The sequence below is a fragment of the Flavobacterium sp. FlaQc-49 genome, from assembly GCF_044005985.1.
In the GTDB taxonomy this organism is placed as follows: domain Bacteria; phylum Bacteroidota; class Bacteroidia; order Flavobacteriales; family Flavobacteriaceae; genus Flavobacterium; species Flavobacterium cupriresistens.
Window position 1 is genome coordinate 34,149 of the sequence record NZ_JBIPCS010000011.1, and the last position, 16,511, is coordinate 50,659.

Annotated in this window: 14 protein-coding genes and 1 tRNA gene; 9 read left to right on the forward strand and 6 right to left on the reverse strand. The window is 35.2% G+C overall.

Annotated features, from left to right (window positions below; translation table 11 throughout):
• The first annotated feature begins 165 nt into the window (after nt 1-165).
• Nucleotides 166-396: a hypothetical protein gene (locus tag ACHRV3_RS18770; RefSeq protein WP_395435859.1), complete on the forward strand. Its 231-nt coding sequence runs from the start codon at nt 166-168 to the stop codon at nt 394-396.
• Between the two features lie 357 nt (nt 397-753).
• Here ACHRV3_RS18770 and ACHRV3_RS18775 read toward each other — a convergent pair whose 3' ends face one another.
• The 3 genes from ACHRV3_RS18775 to ACHRV3_RS18785 form a co-directional block, all read right to left on the reverse strand.
• Nucleotides 754-924: a hypothetical protein gene (locus ACHRV3_RS18775; RefSeq protein WP_165579381.1), complete on the reverse strand. Its 171-nt coding sequence runs from the start codon at nt 922-924 to the stop codon at nt 754-756.
• Between the two features lie 60 nt (nt 925-984).
• Nucleotides 985-1,524, reverse strand: coding sequence for a DUF6934 family protein (locus ACHRV3_RS18780; protein ID WP_047777721.1), 540 nt, complete (start codon nt 1,522-1,524; stop codon nt 985-987).
• A 466-nt stretch (nt 1,525-1,990) separates the two neighbouring features.
• A tRNA-Leu gene (locus ACHRV3_RS18785) sits at nt 1,991-2,072 on the reverse strand.
• A 109-nt stretch (nt 2,073-2,181) separates the two neighbouring features.
• On the opposite strand from ACHRV3_RS18785, the gene ACHRV3_RS18790 reads away from it, so the two are divergent.
• The 5 genes from ACHRV3_RS18790 to ACHRV3_RS18810 all read left to right on the forward strand — a co-directional run bounded on the left by ACHRV3_RS18790 (nt 2,182) and on the right by ACHRV3_RS18810 (nt 7,100).
• Entirely contained in the window at nt 2,182-3,570 is a 1,389-nt protein-coding gene (locus ACHRV3_RS18790; RefSeq protein WP_230004341.1) for a dipeptidase, read from the forward strand.
• A gap of 287 nt (nt 3,571-3,857) precedes the next feature.
• Nucleotides 3,858-4,283 carry a hypothetical protein gene (locus ACHRV3_RS18795; protein ID WP_395435858.1) on the forward strand — a complete coding sequence of 142 codons (426 nt, stop codon included), beginning with the start codon at nt 3,858-3,860 and terminating at the stop codon, nt 4,281-4,283.
• Nucleotides 4,284-4,294: 11 nt separating this feature from the next.
• Complete coding sequence (locus ACHRV3_RS18800) at nt 4,295-5,254, forward strand: DUF6624 domain-containing protein (RefSeq protein WP_395435857.1); 960 nt, start codon at nt 4,295-4,297, stop codon at nt 5,252-5,254.
• A 2-nt stretch (nt 5,255-5,256) separates the two neighbouring features.
• Nucleotides 5,257-5,628, forward strand: a complete 372-nt coding sequence (locus tag ACHRV3_RS18805; protein WP_205625362.1) for a BlaI/MecI/CopY family transcriptional regulator — start codon at nt 5,257-5,259, stop codon at nt 5,626-5,628.
• A complete protein-coding gene (locus tag ACHRV3_RS18810) occupies nt 5,625-7,100 on the forward strand; it encodes a M56 family metallopeptidase (protein ID WP_395435856.1) in 1,476 nt (491 codons plus the stop codon). Before ACHRV3_RS18805 ends, ACHRV3_RS18810 begins: the two co-directional genes overlap by 4 nt.
• 88 nt (nt 7,101-7,188) lie before the next feature.
• On the opposite strand, the gene ACHRV3_RS18815 is transcribed toward ACHRV3_RS18810, so the two are convergent.
• Nucleotides 7,189-8,553, reverse strand: coding sequence for a saccharopine dehydrogenase family protein (locus tag ACHRV3_RS18815; RefSeq protein ID WP_047777731.1), 1,365 nt, complete (start codon nt 8,551-8,553; stop codon nt 7,189-7,191).
• Between the two features lie 193 nt (nt 8,554-8,746).
• On the opposite strand from ACHRV3_RS18815, the gene ACHRV3_RS18820 reads away from it, so the two are divergent.
• Both ACHRV3_RS18820 and pckA read left to right on the forward strand, forming a co-directional pair.
• Nucleotides 8,747-9,133, forward strand: coding sequence for a DUF423 domain-containing protein (locus tag ACHRV3_RS18820; protein WP_230004345.1), 387 nt, complete (start codon nt 8,747-8,749; stop codon nt 9,131-9,133).
• 209 nt (nt 9,134-9,342) lie between these two features.
• Nucleotides 9,343-10,947: a phosphoenolpyruvate carboxykinase (ATP) gene (pckA, locus tag ACHRV3_RS18825; protein WP_395435855.1), complete on the forward strand. Its 1,605-nt coding sequence runs from the start codon at nt 9,343-9,345 to the stop codon at nt 10,945-10,947.
• A 199-nt stretch (nt 10,948-11,146) separates the two neighbouring features.
• Here pckA and ACHRV3_RS18830 read toward each other — a convergent pair whose 3' ends face one another.
• Together ACHRV3_RS18830 and ACHRV3_RS18835 are read right to left on the reverse strand one after the other, a co-directional pair.
• A complete protein-coding gene (locus ACHRV3_RS18830; RefSeq protein ID WP_395435854.1) occupies nt 11,147-12,205 on the reverse strand; it encodes a phytase in 1,059 nt (352 codons plus the stop codon).
• A 75-nt stretch (nt 12,206-12,280) separates the two neighbouring features.
• The gene (locus ACHRV3_RS18835; protein ID WP_230004348.1) at nt 12,281-15,091 is read right to left on the reverse strand and encodes a TonB-dependent receptor; all 2,811 of its coding nucleotides are present in this window, start codon (nt 15,089-15,091) and stop codon (nt 12,281-12,283) included.
• A gap of 241 nt (nt 15,092-15,332) precedes the next feature.
• Here ACHRV3_RS18835 and ACHRV3_RS18840 point away from each other — a divergent pair, with 241 nt between their 5' ends.
• Nucleotides 15,333-16,433, forward strand: a complete 1,101-nt coding sequence (locus tag ACHRV3_RS18840; protein WP_395435853.1) for a DUF4407 domain-containing protein — start codon at nt 15,333-15,335, stop codon at nt 16,431-16,433.
• The last annotated feature ends 78 nt before the right edge of the window (nt 16,434-16,511 follow it).

A 16,511-nucleotide genomic window follows, 5' to 3' on the forward strand; every position in this document is an offset into this window, starting at 1 on the left:
TGTTTCTCAAAGTGATGAATGTTGTTCTGCTGAATAGTGCGCTTTTGAAATTTTATTTTTTATAAGAAAAAATAAAATAGAGTTAGACACATATATGTACCCAATTGAAAAATAAATCTTGTGAATTTTGGCGTCTAGATATTATTCAAACTAAAATTTAAAATTATGATTACAAGTAACCTTTCAGAAGTCGAGACCAGACTAACAGATTTTTTTGCAAACAAAATAGATCCGAAAGATATGGCAAAAACCATACGACGATTTAAGTATTTAATTGTTTTGATTGTAATGGAGGAACGTGAAGTCTTTCCATTTGAAAAAACCAGCCTCAAAGACGATTTTTATTGGCTTAATGAATTGGCAGAAGTTTTAGATCCTTATTTGGAGATTGAGTAAAGTAACAGAGGTTTTGCGCACCGTGTCATTTCGACGAAGGAGAAATCACACAAGGAATTCCGTATAGTAAGTCGCTAATCTTTGTCGAGTTGTGAACGTGATTTCTCGTTCCTCATATAAAATCATTTTCTCCGTTTTCCTGAAGTAAATCTGACAGGTTTCAAAAACCTGTCAGATTTATTTTTAGAGTATTTAGGAGTATTGGAAGTTTACGAAAAACCAAAACCTGCATAAAACAAAAAAGCTTCTGATTTCTCAGAAGCTTTTTCAGTGCGGATAATTGTCTATGGTAAAACATAAAAAAGTCGATTTAGAGAGCTAAATCGACTTTTTTCTATTTCACTTTGATTGTTTGTATTAAATAGGTAGCGACTTTAAATCGCTTAAGTTTTTCTTTGCTAATTCTATTTTATCTGTAAACAATTCTTTTCCTTTAAGAGTGTTGGCAGCTTCAGCAATTTTTTCTTTAGTTGTGGCAGATGCAACAATAACTTTAGAAGCTTTTAAGGTTGTTTTAATTGTTTTCATGATTGTTTAGTTATTAGTATTTGGTTAAAAAAGAGCACTTTAACTACAGGTAAAATTAGATTATTTTTTCTTATAAACCAAAATGTCGTCGTAATCTTGGTTTGGAATATATTGTACAAATAGGTTTTCTTTGGTTTTGTTACGTCCAAAAAAAGTAAAACTTTCAGAGAGTTCATCGAAATTTTTGTCTACATAGTATCGATATGTTTTTATTCTTCTTTGATGGTTTTTGCATTTATCTGTACATTTTTTTGTGCACTTCGGAAGACAATCATTTATAAAATTCTCATGACTGTCACTACCACTTACTATAATTACTGCGTCAGGATTAGTTTCGAAAAAACTTGGAATAGTACTTAAGACCGTATTAAATACAATATAGATATCTCCATTATTGCTATTAATATTGTCAATAATTGTACCCTTGTCTTCATCATAATCTCCGAATCCCAGATTATAAACAGTTTTTGAGTCTATAATAGTTACGGGCGAGTATTCAATTGCTTTAACAATGGTTTTTTCGCCAACACTGGCAAATAAATATCTAATTTTTATTTCAGCTTCAGTTCGTTCAGTGGCATATATTGGAAGAGTATTCAAAGTGTTTAAACCTTTTAAAATGAGTTTGATATAATGGCATAAAGATAGATAGTTCTGTTTTTAAAAACATTTTTTACTTGTTAATTTATTTTAAATTCTTACATTTTTAACAAATAGAAGCAGTCGGTTTTGAATATAGTTTTTTGGCTTAATGAATTGACAGAAGTTTTAGATCCTTATTTGGAGATTGAGTAAAGTAACAGAGGTTTTGCACACCGTGTCATTTCGACGAAGGAGAAATCACACAAGGAATTCCGTATAGTAAGTCGCCAATCTTTGTCGAGTTGCGGACGTGATTTCTTATTCCTTATATAAAATCATTTCCTCGGTTTTCCAGAAGTAAATCTGACAGGTTTTTGAAACCTGTCAGATTTATTTTTAGAGTATTTAAGAGTATTGTAAGTTGGCGAAAAACCAAAACCTCCATAAATCAAAAAAGCTTCTGATTTCTCAGAAGCTTTTTCAGTGCGGATAATAGGACTCGAACCTACACGCCTTGCGGCACCAGATCCTAAGTCTGGCATGTCTACCAATTTCACCATATCCGCTCAATTGTGGGTGCAAAGATAGACATAACTTCGAATATTCAAAGCCTTTTTTCAAAAAAAAATAATCTTTTTTTTTTGCTACTTTTGAATTTCTATAAAAATCATTTAAATGGAAAATATTAAGGCTTACGTTCAACAACATAAGGATCGCTTTATCAATGAGTTGATCGAATTATTGAAAATTCCGTCGGTAAGTGCCGACACTGCATATTCGCAAGATGTTATCGATACGGCGGAAGCTGTTAAGGAAAGTTTAACAAAAGCAGGCTGTGATTTAGTCGAAATTTGCGACACTCCGGGTTATCCAATCATTTATGGGGAGAAAATAATCGATCCTAATCTGCCTACTGTTTTAGTGTACGGACATTATGATGTTCAACCACCGGATCCAATCGATTTATGGACGTCTCCTCCTTTCGAACCGGTTATTAAAACTACCGAAATTCACCCTGAGGGAGCAATTTTCGCACGTGGAGCTTGTGATGACAAAGGTCAGATGTACATGCACGTAAAAGCGCTTGAATATATGGTACAAACCAATACCTTGCCTTGTAACGTAAAATTCATGATCGAAGGTGAAGAAGAAGTAGGATCTAAGAGTTTAGGTTGGTTCGTAGAACGCAATCAGGAAAAATTAAAAAACGATGTGATTCTGATTTCGGACACAGGAATGATTTCTAACCAACAACCATCTATTACTACAGGTTTACGTGGTTTGAGTTATGTAGAGGTTGAAGTTACGGGACCAAACCGTGATTTACACTCAGGATTGTATGGTGGAGCAGTAGCAAACCCAATTAACGTTTTGGCAAAAATGATTGCTTCACTTCATGATGAGAACAATCATATTACCATTCCGGGATTCTATGATAAAGTAGAAGAGTTATCTCTTGAAGAAAGAGCCGAAATGGCAAAAGCGCCTTTCAGTTTAGAAAATTATAAAAAAGCTTTAGACCTAAATGATGTTTACGGAGAAAAAGGATATGTAACGAATGAACGCAATTCGATTCGTCCGACTTTAGACGTAAACGGAATCTGGGGTGGTTACCAAGGTGAAGGAGCAAAAACGGTTATTGCAAGCAAAGCTTTCGCAAAAATCTCAATGCGTTTAGTTCCAAACCAGGATTGGGAAGAAATCACAGAACTTTTTGCTAAACATTTTACGAACATTGCTCCGGCTGGTGTTACCGTAAAAGTATCTCCGCATCACGGTGGTCAAGGATATGTTACGCCAATCGATAGTATTGGTTATAAAGCAGCAAATATGGCTTACACAGAAACTTTCGGAGTTCCTGCAATTCCGGTTCGCTCAGGAGGAAGTATTCCAATTGTAGCTTTGTTTGAAAAAGAACTAAAAAGCAAAACCATCTTAATGGGATTCGGATTGGATAGTGACGCAATTCACTCGCCAAACGAACATTTTGGAATTTTCAATTACTTGAAAGGAATCGAAACTATTCCATTGTTTTATAAGTATTTTGTAGAGCTGTCTAAGTAATTTTAGATTTCTACTCTTTGTCAAACTTAGATAAAGATAAATTCAATAGAATCCGTTCAGAAATGAGCGGATTTTTTTTTTTGTCTACTCTATCTCAGTTTTGGAATTTGGAATTTGAGTTTTGGAATTTCATTTCGATGGCTTGCCGCAGCAAGAATTTTTAGGGTCTTACTTAGATCTTAGTGTCTCAGAAACTTAGCGCCTCAGTATCTTTTTCAAAAGAAAACTTGCGTAATTAAATTTTATTTCTACATTTGTAGAGTAACATCTATAAATGTAGAGCAAAAATGAACAAGAAAACACTTTTTATATTATTCCTGTTTGCATTTCTCGGATGCAAAACCGCACCAATTAATCAGAAAATCGATAAAAAGAAGGAAGGGAAGTGGATGGATGTTTATGTTCAGGATAATGTTGAATATAAGTCTATAGAATATTACAAGCATGATGAGCCTGTAAAAAAGTGGAAGACCTATATAGATGGAAAAATTTATAAAACGGAGAAATACAAAAACGGAATCTGTGTAGTGAAAAACTATTATGAAAACGGAAAACTAGAGTCCAAAGGAAATACAAAATTAGAAATAACGGCTTTGCAATCACATTGGTTTTATTTTGGAGATTGGAAATTCTATTCGGATAAAGGAAAATTAAAAGGGATTAAAAAGTACGAAAACGGAGAATTAGTATCAGAACAAAAAATTAATAAGTAAGTATTCAGGTTATGAAAAAAAGGTTTGTTTTTATTTTAGTTGTATTCAATAGTATTTTGCTTCAAGCGCAAACTTATAGCGATTTTGTTCGTAAAGGCGATTCGTGCTATGCTGGTGGAGCATATAAAATTTCGGTAGGGTTTTATGAAAAAGCATTCAAAAAAGAAGCTGTAAAGTCTGCTCATTTGTATAACGGAGCCTGTTCTGCCGCATTAGCAAATGAGTCAAAAAGTGCCTTTAAATGGTTGAATCTGGCAATCGATAATGGTTATGAGAATTTAGGTCATTTAAAAAAAGACAGAGATTTAACGGTATTGCATTCACAAAAAGAATGGAAGGAGCTAATTGAGAAGTTTCAAAAGAAAATGGATGGTATTGAGGCGAATTATGACAAAACGTTACAGAAAGAGCTGCTTGCGATCTATGATGAAGATCAGGATATTCGAAAAGACTTTATGGCTGTTTATAAAGATAAAAAGTCTGACAAGAAAAAGATAGACAGTATTGGTACGATAATGATTTATAAAGACAGTCTGAATTTGATTAAAGTAACAAAGATTCTGGACGAAAGAGGATGGGTAGGGAAGAACACGGTTGGTGAACAAGCGAATCAAACCTTGTTTTTGGTTATTCAGCACGCACCTTTGAAAACCCAGCAAAAATACCTTCCGATGATGCGGGATGCGGTTAAAAAAGGAGATGCAAAAGCCGGCTCATTGGCTTTGCTTGAAGATCGTGTGGCATTAAGAGAAGGAAGGAAACAAATTTACGGAAGTCAGACTTCAATGGACAGGACAACGAGAAAGCCTCATATTTCGCCAATGATTGATCCGGATAATGTAGATAAGAGACGTGCCGAAGTCGGGCTTGGAACTATGGCGGAATATGCACCAAAAGTCGGTCTCGTTTGGAATTTAGAAGCTTATAAAAAAGAATTACCTGAATTGGAAAAACTAGAAAATCTTAAATAATTATGCAACTATCAAACTCAGAAGAACAATTAATGGAGCATCTTTGGAAGCTCGAAAAAGCTTTCATGAAAGATTTGTTGGAAGCTTATCCGGAACCAAAACCGGCCACTACAACAGTAGCAACTTTGCTGAAGCGAATGATTGATAAAAAATTCATCGCTTATAATGAATTTGGAAATTCGAGAGAGTACTACCCGTTGGTTAAAAAAACGGCTTATTTCTCGAAACATGTCAACGGTCTGATTAGTAATTTCTTTAATAATTCGGCTTCGCAATTTGCTTCGTTTTTTACGACAGAAACCGATTTATCGACTTCGGAATTGGAGGAGCTTAAGAAAATAATCGATTCACAAATTCAAAAGAAGAAAAAATGACAGCCTTTCTTATAAAATCGACGATCGCATTATGTGTGCTTCTGGGCGTATATTATTTGCTTTTGGAAAAAGAGAAATTTAATCAGTTTAACAGGTTTTTCTTGTTGGGGAGTCTTTTGATTTCGTTTGTTATTCCGTTTGTAACTATCGAGATAATAGGAGAAGTTTCGAATGTCGCGACCAATAGTGTTGCAGTTTCCGGACAACTGACAGCAGAAATAGTAGAAGAGAAAACGCCTGTTTACGAGATTATAGGTTGGCTTTTGTATGGAATAATTACAGCAGCTTTGTTTTTTCGATTTATAAAAAACTTGTATAAGTTAATTCAAAAGACAAATGCAGTTTCGGTATTAAAATATCAAAATGTAAGATTGGTTTTGTTGAAAGAACAAACACTGCCTTATACTTTTTTGAATACAATTTTTGTGAATGAAGAAGACTATCAAAACAAAAAAATAGAAAGCGAATTGTTTACCCATGAACTGATTCATGTAAATCAAAAACATTCTGTGGATGTTTTGTTGATTGAATTAATTAAAACTGTTTTTTGGTTCAACCCTATTTTTATCTTCTACAAAAAAGCAATACAACTCAATCACGAATTTCTTGCTGATAGTAAAGTTGTCAAATCACATAACAATGTTTCGTTTTATCAGTATTTATTACTGTCTAAAGCGAACCAAAGTCCGATATATTACCTGGCCAGTAATTTGAACTATTCAATAACCAAAAAAAGATTAATTATGATGACAACTACAACGTCAGTTTCAAGAGGATTGTTTAAAAAGACACTTCTTTTGCCATTGCTAACCGGGCTCGTGTATTTTTTGTGTACCAAAACAGTAGCGCAGGAAGTAAAAGAAAAAACAGCTTCAGGCAAAGAAACCGCTAAAAAGGCAAGTCTTTTTGCTACTTATTACGATAATACAACTTTTAAAATTAAAGATGACAAAGGAACTGTGGTAGCAGAGAAAAAATACAAAGAACTTACTCCCGCAGAGAAAAAGGTGGTTCCAAATGTGTTTGAAGGATCGAAATTCCCGCCCAATAATGAGGAATTGGAAGAAAAGCTAGAAAAAGGAGGGCCGGAATCTGTTGAAATTGATTTGTACGACTCAAAGAATCAAAAAGTAAAAAAAGAAGAAGGGACTGTTTATAAAACGTCTGATTTAACAGAGAATCCTGTTCATCCTGACGGGGTGGTGGCATTTTATAAATTTGTAGGTCAGAATTATAAAATGCCAACAACGCCGGCAGATGTAAAATTGAAGGGCAGGGTTTATGTCACTTTTGTGGTAGAAAAAGACGGGACTTTGGCTGATTTTAAATTGCTGAGAGATGTTGGGTACGGAAGTGGAGAAGAAGCAATAAGAGTGCTTAAATTATGCCCGAAATGGATACCCGGAAAAGTTAATGGGGAGCCGGTGGCAGTCATGTACAGTTTGCCAATTACCGTTCAGTCGGCAGAGTAAGAATAAAAAAATCCGCTTCTTGAAAAAGAGAAGCGGATAAAATTAAAAACTAAAAAAAAAAAATCTCGAAAAAAAAATAAACCAGAAACTAGAATAGGTCCGGGTTATATCCAAAATAAGGCATGGTTTGCTCGTTAAAAACGACACCATACTCTTCTAATTCTTTTAAAATCGGTAAATAAACTTCTTTGTTTATAGGAAGTTGTACGCCCGGTGTTGTGATTTTTCCATTCAAAATCAACAAGGTGGCCATAGCTACCGGCAGGCCAACTGTTTTTGCCATAGCCGTATAAGTCTGATCGTCTCCAATACAAACCATTTTAGAGTCAATTTGTTTTTTCTCTCCATTAAGTTCGTATCCAAATTTATGATACATTACAATCATATCTTTATCGTCAGGCTCTAAAGTCCAACTATCAGAAAGTATTTTTTCTAAGATTTGCGCAGGAGTAGCATTGGGCAGGTTTATTTTTTTGTTCGGATTGAATAAATCCAATTCCAAAAGTTTGTCCCACATGATATCGTCCTGATCAATTTTTAAGATCAGTCGTGTTTTGATTTCAACAGAATCGGTTGGGTGATACGGCAAGAAAGAATTCACAAACTGACGGTAACTCATGTTTTCGGAATCTTCCATCACATAACTGTCATCCGTCATGCCCAGTTGTACAAACATATTCCACGCTTTAGAAAAACCAACTCTTCTGATGGTTCCTCTGTACAAAGTCAGGATATCGTCTAAACCGTAAATAGAGCGGTATTTTAGTGAATCACGGTTGGAGTAAGCTTCAAATTTTCCATATTCCTCCACTTCAAGAAATTCAGTTCTTCTAAATAAATTACAATACGGAATATATTTATAAGTGCCTTCTTGTACAAATTTGGCAGCGCCACCCTGACCAGCTAAAACTACATTTCTTGGTGCCCAGGTAAATTTGTAATTCCATAAATTATTGTCTGATTCGGGAGCTACTAATCCGCCACAAAAAGATTCAAAAAGCAACATATTGCCGCCTTTCAATCTGATTTCATCAATTACTTTCATGGCGCTCATATGGTCGACTCCCGGATCAAGACCAATTTCGTTCATGAAAATTAAATTGTTCTTTTTTGCTTCTTCGTCCAAAGCCTGCATGGCATCGCTGATATAAGAAGCAGTAACAAGATGTTTTTTAAATTGAAGACAATCTTTTGCGATCTCAATATGCAAATGAGCCGGCAACATCGATATTACAATAGATGCCTTTTCTATTGCCGCTTTTCTTTCTGCAGTATTAAATATATCTAAAGCCATTGGAGTGGCGTTCGGGTGTTTCTGTGTCTTCTTTTCGGCCAAAGCCAAAGATAAATCGGCTACAATAAGATGTAACTTTTCGCTTTCAGATTTTGCCAGTAAATAACGGATCAGGGAAGAGGCAGATCGACCGGCTCCAATAATTAAAATGCTTCTCATAATTTATATTTATAACACAAATATATTAAAATGTTATAAATATAACAATATAAAGAGTTGAAAAAAATCATTTATTTTTAATTTTAAGAGTAAAACAGCCGAATTCCTTTTATTGAAAAAGATTTTTAAAAAGTGAAAAGCTTTTCAGATTGTTTGCAGTATTTTTGTTTGAATATTAAAAAACATAGAAAAAATGAAAAGAAAAATTGTTTTGACAGGTGCTTTTTTAGGGATGGTGGCTATTATTTTGGGTGCTTTTGGAGCTCATCTGTTAAAAAAATGGTTATCGGTTGATCAATTAAATACGTTTGAAGTTGGAGTTCGTTATCAAATGTATCATGCTTTTTTTCTGTTTTTTCTTTCAACCAGAAAAGAGATTGCCGAGAAGACTTTAAAAACAATCTACAACCTTACTGTCGCTGGTGTCCTACTGTTTAGTGGGTCTATCTATTTATTAGTTACAAAAGACTACACTGTTTTTGACTCGAAAATTATAGTATTCGCAACACCTTTGGGAGGATTTTTATTAATTCTAGCCTGGCTGGTGTTATTTGCTACTATTTTGAAGAAAAAATCATAAAATTCAGAATAAAAAATTCTATCTAAAAATTAATCTTTAATTTTGTCTCATAAATAACATATGATATTACTTATGTGAATTTTTATTGGTTTTTATCTGTATTGGTAAAAAATATAACAATTCGGATTTCAAAAGTATAACTGCTTAAGAATCAAAGTAAAAATTATGTTTGTTCACTAAAAAAAGAAACATACACAACAACAAAATTTATGGACGCTAACACACTTTACACGCAATCGATTTCGTTAAAGGAACTAGGAATTGAAAATGCAAAAGTTCGCTATCAATTATCAGCTGATGAATTGCATGCGATTACTTTGCAGTCAGGCCAAGGTGTTGAGAGCTCTACTGGAGCATTGGCAATTAATACAGGCGAGTTCACAGGTCGATCTCCTCAGGATCGTTTTATCGTAAAGGACAGTATTACCGAAGATCAGGTATGGTGGGGAAAAGTAAATATCCCGTTTTCTTCTGAAGCTTTCGAAAAACTATATAATAAAGTAACACAGTTTTTATCTAATAAAGAAGTTTTTGTTAGAGACTCTTATGTTTGTTCTGATGCAAATTATAGATTAAATGTTCGTGTAGTAACAGAAACGGCTTGGTCTAACTTGTTTTGTTACAATATGTTTTTAAGACCGGAAGAGTCAGAATTAGCTAACTTTAGCCCGGAATGGACTGTAGTTTGTGCGCCAAGTTTTATGGCAGATCCTGCTGTAGACGGAACACGTCAGTCTAATTTTGCTATCTTAGATTTTACTAAAAAAATAGCACTTATTGGTGGTACAGGATACACAGGAGAAATGAAAAAGGGAATTTTCTCTGCTTTAAATTTCATTTTACCGGTTTTCAAGAATACATTACCAATGCACTGTAGCGCCAATGTTGGTGAAGCAGGAGATACAGCAATTTTCTTCGGATTGTCCGGAACAGGAAAAACAACTTTATCAGCAGATCCGCAACGTAAGTTAATCGGAGATGATGAGCACGGTTGGACTGGCGAAAATTCTGTTTTTAACTTTGAAGGAGGTTGTTATGCTAAAGTTATTAATTTAACCGAAGAAAACGAACCGGATATCTTTAGAGCAATTAAAAAAGGAGCGCTTTTAGAAAATGTAGTTTTCAAAGCGGGAACAAATGAAGTGGATTTTGATGATGTTTCAATTACACAAAATACACGTGTAAGTTATCCAATCACACACATCGATAACATTCAACTGGGATCTATAGGACATAATCCTAAAAATATATTCTTTTTGACGGCAGATTCTTTCGGAATTTTGCCTCCAATCTCAAAATTAACTCCAGGTCAGGCTGCTTACCACTTTATTTCAGGATATACGGCTAAAGTTGCCGGAACTGAAGCAGGAGTTACAGAGCCACAACCTAATTTCTCAGCTTGTTTTGGAGCGCCATTTATGCCGTTACACCCAACACGTTACGCAGAAATGCTAACTAAAAAAATGAAAGACGCAGACGTAAAAGTTTGGTTGATCAATACAGGTTGGACAGGTGGAGCATACGGAACAGGAAGCCGTATGAAATTAAAATACACTCGTGCAATGATCACTGCAGCATTAAACGGTGAATTAGACAATGTAGCGTTTGAAAATCATGAGATTTTTGGAATTGCAAAACCGCAAACTTGTCCAAATGTTCCAAATGAAATCCTTAACCCTAGAAACACTTGGGAAGACAAAGATTTATACGATAAAAAAGCAATTGAATTAGCTCAGAAATTCAAAGCTAATTTTGCCAAATTTGAAGAATTTGCCAATGCTGAAATTTTGGCTGGTGCACCGATTACAGAATAAGGAAAATTACTAATTCAAATTTAAAAAAAGCTGTTCGTTATGAACAGCTTTTTTGTTTTTGTCTCAGTTTTGATTTGCGATGTCACCCTGAGCGAAGTCGAAGGGTTTTACGTTATTAAGGGCTTCGACTTCGCTCAGCCTGACACTTTTTAGTTTTCAGTTCCGGGTAAAAACTGAAAACTGCGACTGCGACTGAAAACTATTTCCTGGCTTTATCAATACGTTGTTGCATCAAATCCCAAGTATAGTAATGAAAGGTCATTCCGTTGCTCATGGCTACCAGGAGGCCGTTTTTGAATTTTCCGCCTAAGTTTGCACTGGTGGCATCTGCTCCGTCGCATTCAATTGTTGAGGTTGGGATTTCCGCTAATAAAGGATAATCGTTTGGATTTCCGTTGGCACCTTCTCTCGGATAAACCATAAAAGTATTTGCTTGTTGGTTGGATACTAAAATGTAACCTGTCGAGTCTGTTTTTTTATAAATTGCGATTCCTTCATTATCTGCTTTGAATCCGGTTTTCCCAAAAAGAGCCAGTTCTTTGTTGTCCTTTAGGGCGGGATCTGCTTTGTATTTTCTAATTCCGAATTGTTCATCACAGTATAGAATAGTTCCTAATTCGTTGTCAATTGCGATGGCTTCAATTTCTTTTTTTCCACTGTAGGCTCCAAATTTTCGAACTACTTTAGCAGTTGCCGTTTTTCCGGAAGCAGAAAGTTCATATTGCCATAAATAACTTCCTGATGGTCCTGATTTTCTTCCTACAACAGCAAAAATCTTCTTGTCGCTTGGACGCGTGTATAACGCAACTCCCATTGGATCTCTTAAAGTTTCGCCTTCAAAAATAGGGATTCCACCATTATCAATTGGCTCTAAATTTGGTAAACTAAAGATTCTTATTTTGTTACTTTCACGTTCTGTAGTAACGGCAATATCTATTTTTTTACCATCAATTAATAAACCGTAAGCGATATCAACATTGTTTGGTCTTTTTAAAGGAATTGATTTTTTTAGAATTTTTCCATTCAAATCAAAAGCATACAAAGCGCCGTCAGTATCTTTATCTGTTCCTATAATAATACTTTTTGAAGAATCTGTGGGGTGAATCCAAATAGAAGGATCATCAGTGTCATGTGGTAAAGCTTCTGTCGTAACGGTTGGTTTTACTGCATTTTTAGCGACAGGCGCTAATTTGTCGTCTTTGCAAGCGATGCATAAAAGCGTAAAAAGTAAAAAAGTCAGTGCTGATATATTTTTCATTTTGTTTGTTTTTTTAAATGCAATTAGACAGAGCGGTTAAACTCTGTCTAATTTAAGAATTATATATATGGATTATTACAAGTCTAACTTCAAACCAAAATTATATCTGGCCTGATAGTACTCTACTTGTTTGGTATGCGCTTCAATTCCTTGATAATAGCGCAATGGTTGGTTAGTTAAATTGTTGGCTTCGGCAAAAAGACGCAGTTTAGGTGTAATTTTGAAAGAGGCATTAGCATCAACAAAAAGTTGCTTGTCATAATAACTGTCTTTGTACGATTCTGAACCCAGTTCGTCTAAATAATCGGAGGTAAAGTTGGTGGAAACTCTGGCAGAAAAACGTTTGTTTTCCCAAGATAATGACCCGTTAAACATATGTGGAGTTGTTCCCGGAAGGCTAATGTTGTTTCTTTCGTTTCCATCTTCGTCAGCAATTCCTTTTGCTTTAGATTTGGTGTAGGTATAGTTCAAATAGATACCAAAACCTTTAAGGAATTTCCCAGGCAAGAAATCTAACTGACGTTGAAAAGCAACTTCAAAACCATAAACATCCACATTGTCTCCGTTTCGGGATTGTACAAACGACCAGTTTTCGCCAACCGGAATTGGGTTTATTTGATTCGGGAAATCATTTGCGAATTTTGCAGCTGTATATTGATTGTCGCTGTAGTTGTAAATGAAATCATTTAGCTTTTTGTAGAAAACACCACCTGAAATTAATCCCACAGATTTGAAATAATTCTCTGCCATGAAATCATAGTTGTAGGAGTAAGTAACATCAAGATCCGGGTTTCCGGCTGTAATTGCTTTGTCCGCCGCAATATTGTTCACATAAGGAGCTAAGGCATAATAATTAGGTCTTGCCAAAGCCGTTGTAGCAGCTGCTCTTAAAACCAAATCTTTAGTGGCATTGTATTGGAAAGAAATACTTGGCAATACGTTTGTGTAGGAATTGGTAGTGTTGATTTTACTTTCTAATTCTTCTTCATCAAGAACACGATTTCCGGTATAATCGATGTGCGTATTCTCTACACGGAAACCTAAAACCATTGATAATTTATCATTAAAATCCTGATCCCATCTTACGTAAGCGGCATAAATATTTTCTTTAGCATTATAGTTAACTGCCAGATATTCTGCGGCGTCAGCTTCTTTGTCGAATAAAGATGGATTGTTTAAATCAAGACTTCCTAAAAAGTTTGCCGATGCAAAAGTTCCCGGAACATATTTGCTCCCCGGATTGAAGTTCTTACCATCAAAAGAACTTGTCGGGATTCCGGATAGTAATTCCATTCCGTCACCTGTAGGTTCGTAGGAGAAGAAAATATTATCTCTCTTTTTCTCTTTTAAACGTAGTCGAAGTCCGGTTCTAAGTCTTCCTTTTTGTGAAGGAATAATTGTAAAAGGAAAACGGATGTTTACTTTGGCACCAAACTCACTTTCGCTGGTATCGTCTGTGTTTTCTGTAACCGAATCAAATTTGAATTTATCTAGCGCTTCTCCGCTTGTTGTGATTAAAGGAAATCTCAAATCCGATAAATCTTCGGTCATTTCAAGACCTTTCTGGCGGTATTCGATATAACGTTCACCCGGACGATATTCTCTCGCTTTGGCATAATTGGCAGACCAATCCAAATCTAATTTAGAATTGATTAAATGCTCTCCGCGAATAGAATAATTCTGTACGCGTTGGTCTTCTAATCGTCTGTTTTTGTTTCTGTTGTTGTCAACTCCGCCTTTTGTCTGACGTTTTACACGGCCTTCAAAACCAGTAATTTGTTCTCCATTGTAAATAGGTTCAATATCATCGTAAGTAGTTCTGAAACGGTTTTCACGATCGTCTCTCCAGTTGTAAATGGCATTGGCAAAAATGGTGTTGTTTTCATCAAATTTGTAATCTAAAGCAACAGATCCGCTGCGACGAATACGTTGTACATCGTACTTTCTAATTTCAGATGCCTGTAAATATTGATTTCCGAAATCATCTTTTACCCATTCGTTTTCGATATTGTCAGAACCATAATCTACATTATTATAAGAACCACTAAAAACGAGACCAAGTTTATTATCGAAAAGTCTGTTTCCGTATACTAAACCTGCTGTATAACTTGCGTGCTCGCGTATTGGTAGATAGCCGCCGGCAAGTGTTGCAGAGATTCTTTCACCGTTTGGAGTGGCTCTTGTAATTAAATTTACCGAACCTCCGATAGCATCTGCATCCATATCAGAAGTTAGTGTTTTGTTGACTTCAATCGTCGAAATCATATCAGATGGAATCAAATCCATTTGTACGTTTCTGTTGTCTCCTTCAGCTGATGGAATTCGGTCACCGTTTAATGTTACCGAGTTCAGTGATGGAGCTAAACCTCTAATGATAATATTACGGGCTTCTCCCTGATCATTTTGCATGGTGATACCGGGAACACGTTTTAAAGCGTCTCCTACGTTGGCATCGGGAAAACGACCCATTTGATCTGAGGAGATTACGTTTCCTATATTTTTGTTGTTTTTTTGCTGATTTAAGGCTTTGGCCTGACCTTTTAAAATGTCTCCCACAACCACTTCATTCAATTCTGTTCCCGAAGTTTTAAGGGTGAAATCAAGTACATTGTTTTTTCCTTGTTGTACTGTAATTTCATGAGTAATGGAAGTATATCCAATGTATTTTACTAAAACCTGATAAGTACCTGCATTTATATTAAGTAATTCAAAACGACCATTGTAATCAGAAACGGTGTATTTGTTTTCGCCTACAATTTGAATCATTGCTCCGGGCAAGGGAAGTTTGTCATCAGCATCTAATACCTTTCCGGATATTATCGCTTTCTGAGCATAACCTGCTAGGGTTAATAGAAAGAGTGTTACTACTAAATAGAAGTTTTTCATTGTGTTTTTTTTGGTTTGATTTTAGTTGCGAAACTAAAACCTTAGTATTATTAAACACACGGAAAAAAATTAACATAGTGTTATGATTTCCAGTAAAAAGGAAAAACCTATTAAAGTTAAAATAACATTTCATTTGTAGGATTTAGAAGCGAATCAGACAAAAACAAATGGACTATTTACATGAGAATCAAAAAATTGGCGCTAAATTTGCCGTATCAATCACAATCAAAAATCATCAATCATGTTAAAGCAATTTTTTATCCTTTGTTCAGGAGTCGACCGAGACCTTCTGGACGGTTGTTCAGAAGGTGAACAAACCAAATATGTAGGTATTGGAGCTACCGTTTTTTTTACTGCAGTTATGGCTTTTCTGGCCAGTGCTTATGCACTTTTCACCGTTTTTGACTCTATTTATCCGGCCTTAATTTTTGGATTTGTCTGGAGTTTACTAATTTTCAATTTAGACCGTTTTATTGTTTCGACCATCAAAAAGAGAGATCGTTTTTTAGACGAATTTCTACAGGCGACACCTCGAATTATGTTGGCGGTTATTATTGCAATTGTAATTTCGAAACCATTGGAGATTAAAATTTTCGAAAAAGAAATCAATACGGTTTTATTGAAAGAAAAAAATGAAATGGAATTAGCCAATAAAAAACAAATTGGAACTTATTTCAAATCAGATTTAGATAAAAATAAAGCAGAGATTGCAGCTTTAAAAGCAGATATTGTAAAGAAAGAGAAGGAAGTAAACGCTTTATATTCAACCTACATTACCGAGGCCGAAGGAACTACAGGAACCAAGAAATTAGGTAAAGGTCCGGTTTATAAAGAAAAACGAGAGAAACACGATGCTTCTTTAAAAGAATTTGCAGACCTAAAAACAGCTAACGAAGCTAAGATTGCGGAGAAAGAAAAAGCCGGAAAACAACTTCAGGCAGATTTAGATAAAAAGGTTTCACAAACGCAGCCAATCATCGAAGGGTTTGATGGTTTAATGGCGCGTATCAACGCTTTGAATAAATTACCTTGGCTACCGTCATTTTTTATAATGTTGTTGTTCCTGGCGATCGAAACTTCACCGATTATAGCTAAATTATTATCTCCAAAAGGAGAATTTGATTTTAAACAAGAAGAAGCCGAAACAGCGATCAAAGCCACTTTATCACAGAACAAATACCAACGCGATTTATTGGTTAAAACCAGTGCTCAAATGCACGATAAGGTATATGCAGACATTGCAGAAGACAAACAACTTTACGACCTGCAAAGAAAAAAAGCCACAGAATTGTTAGAACTGCAAGCACATAATTTTGTTGAGAAGCAGAAGGCAACTCTTTAGCGTGGTTTAACCGCAAGGTTCGCGAAGATTTACGCAAGGCTCGCAAAGGTTTATTCAAATCTGTTAAACTAAGAACTA

Bases quoted from the DNA above. Each gene is read 5' to 3' on its own strand.
- ACHRV3_RS18770 (WP_395435859.1), top strand. From the start codon at position 166: ATGATTACAAGTAACCTTTCAGAAGTCGAGACCAGACTAACAGATTTT.
- ACHRV3_RS18775 (WP_165579381.1), bottom strand. From the start codon at position 924: ATGAAAACAATTAAAACAACCTTAAAAGCTTCTAAAGTTATTGTTGCA.
- ACHRV3_RS18790 (WP_230004341.1), top strand. From the start codon at position 2,182: ATGGAAAATATTAAGGCTTACGTTCAACAACATAAGGATCGCTTTATC.
- ACHRV3_RS18795 (WP_395435858.1), top strand. From the start codon at position 3,858: ATGAACAAGAAAACACTTTTTATATTATTCCTGTTTGCATTTCTCGGA.
- ACHRV3_RS18800 (WP_395435857.1), top strand. From the start codon at position 4,295: ATGAAAAAAAGGTTTGTTTTTATTTTAGTTGTATTCAATAGTATTTTG.
- ACHRV3_RS18805 (WP_205625362.1), top strand. From the start codon at position 5,257: ATGCAACTATCAAACTCAGAAGAACAATTAATGGAGCATCTTTGGAAG.
- ACHRV3_RS18810 (WP_395435856.1), top strand. From the start codon at position 5,625: ATGACAGCCTTTCTTATAAAATCGACGATCGCATTATGTGTGCTTCTG.
- ACHRV3_RS18815 (WP_047777731.1), bottom strand. From the start codon at position 8,553: ATGAGAAGCATTTTAATTATTGGAGCCGGTCGATCTGCCTCTTCCCTG.
- ACHRV3_RS18820 (WP_230004345.1), top strand. From the start codon at position 8,747: ATGAAAAGAAAAATTGTTTTGACAGGTGCTTTTTTAGGGATGGTGGCT.
- pckA (WP_395435855.1), top strand. From the start codon at position 9,343: ATGGACGCTAACACACTTTACACGCAATCGATTTCGTTAAAGGAACTA.
- ACHRV3_RS18830 (WP_395435854.1), bottom strand. From the start codon at position 12,205: ATGAAAAATATATCAGCACTGACTTTTTTACTTTTTACGCTTTTATGC.
- ACHRV3_RS18835 (WP_230004348.1), bottom strand. From the start codon at position 15,091: ATGAAAAACTTCTATTTAGTAGTAACACTCTTTCTATTAACCCTAGCA.
- ACHRV3_RS18840 (WP_395435853.1), top strand. From the start codon at position 15,333: ATGTTAAAGCAATTTTTTATCCTTTGTTCAGGAGTCGACCGAGACCTT.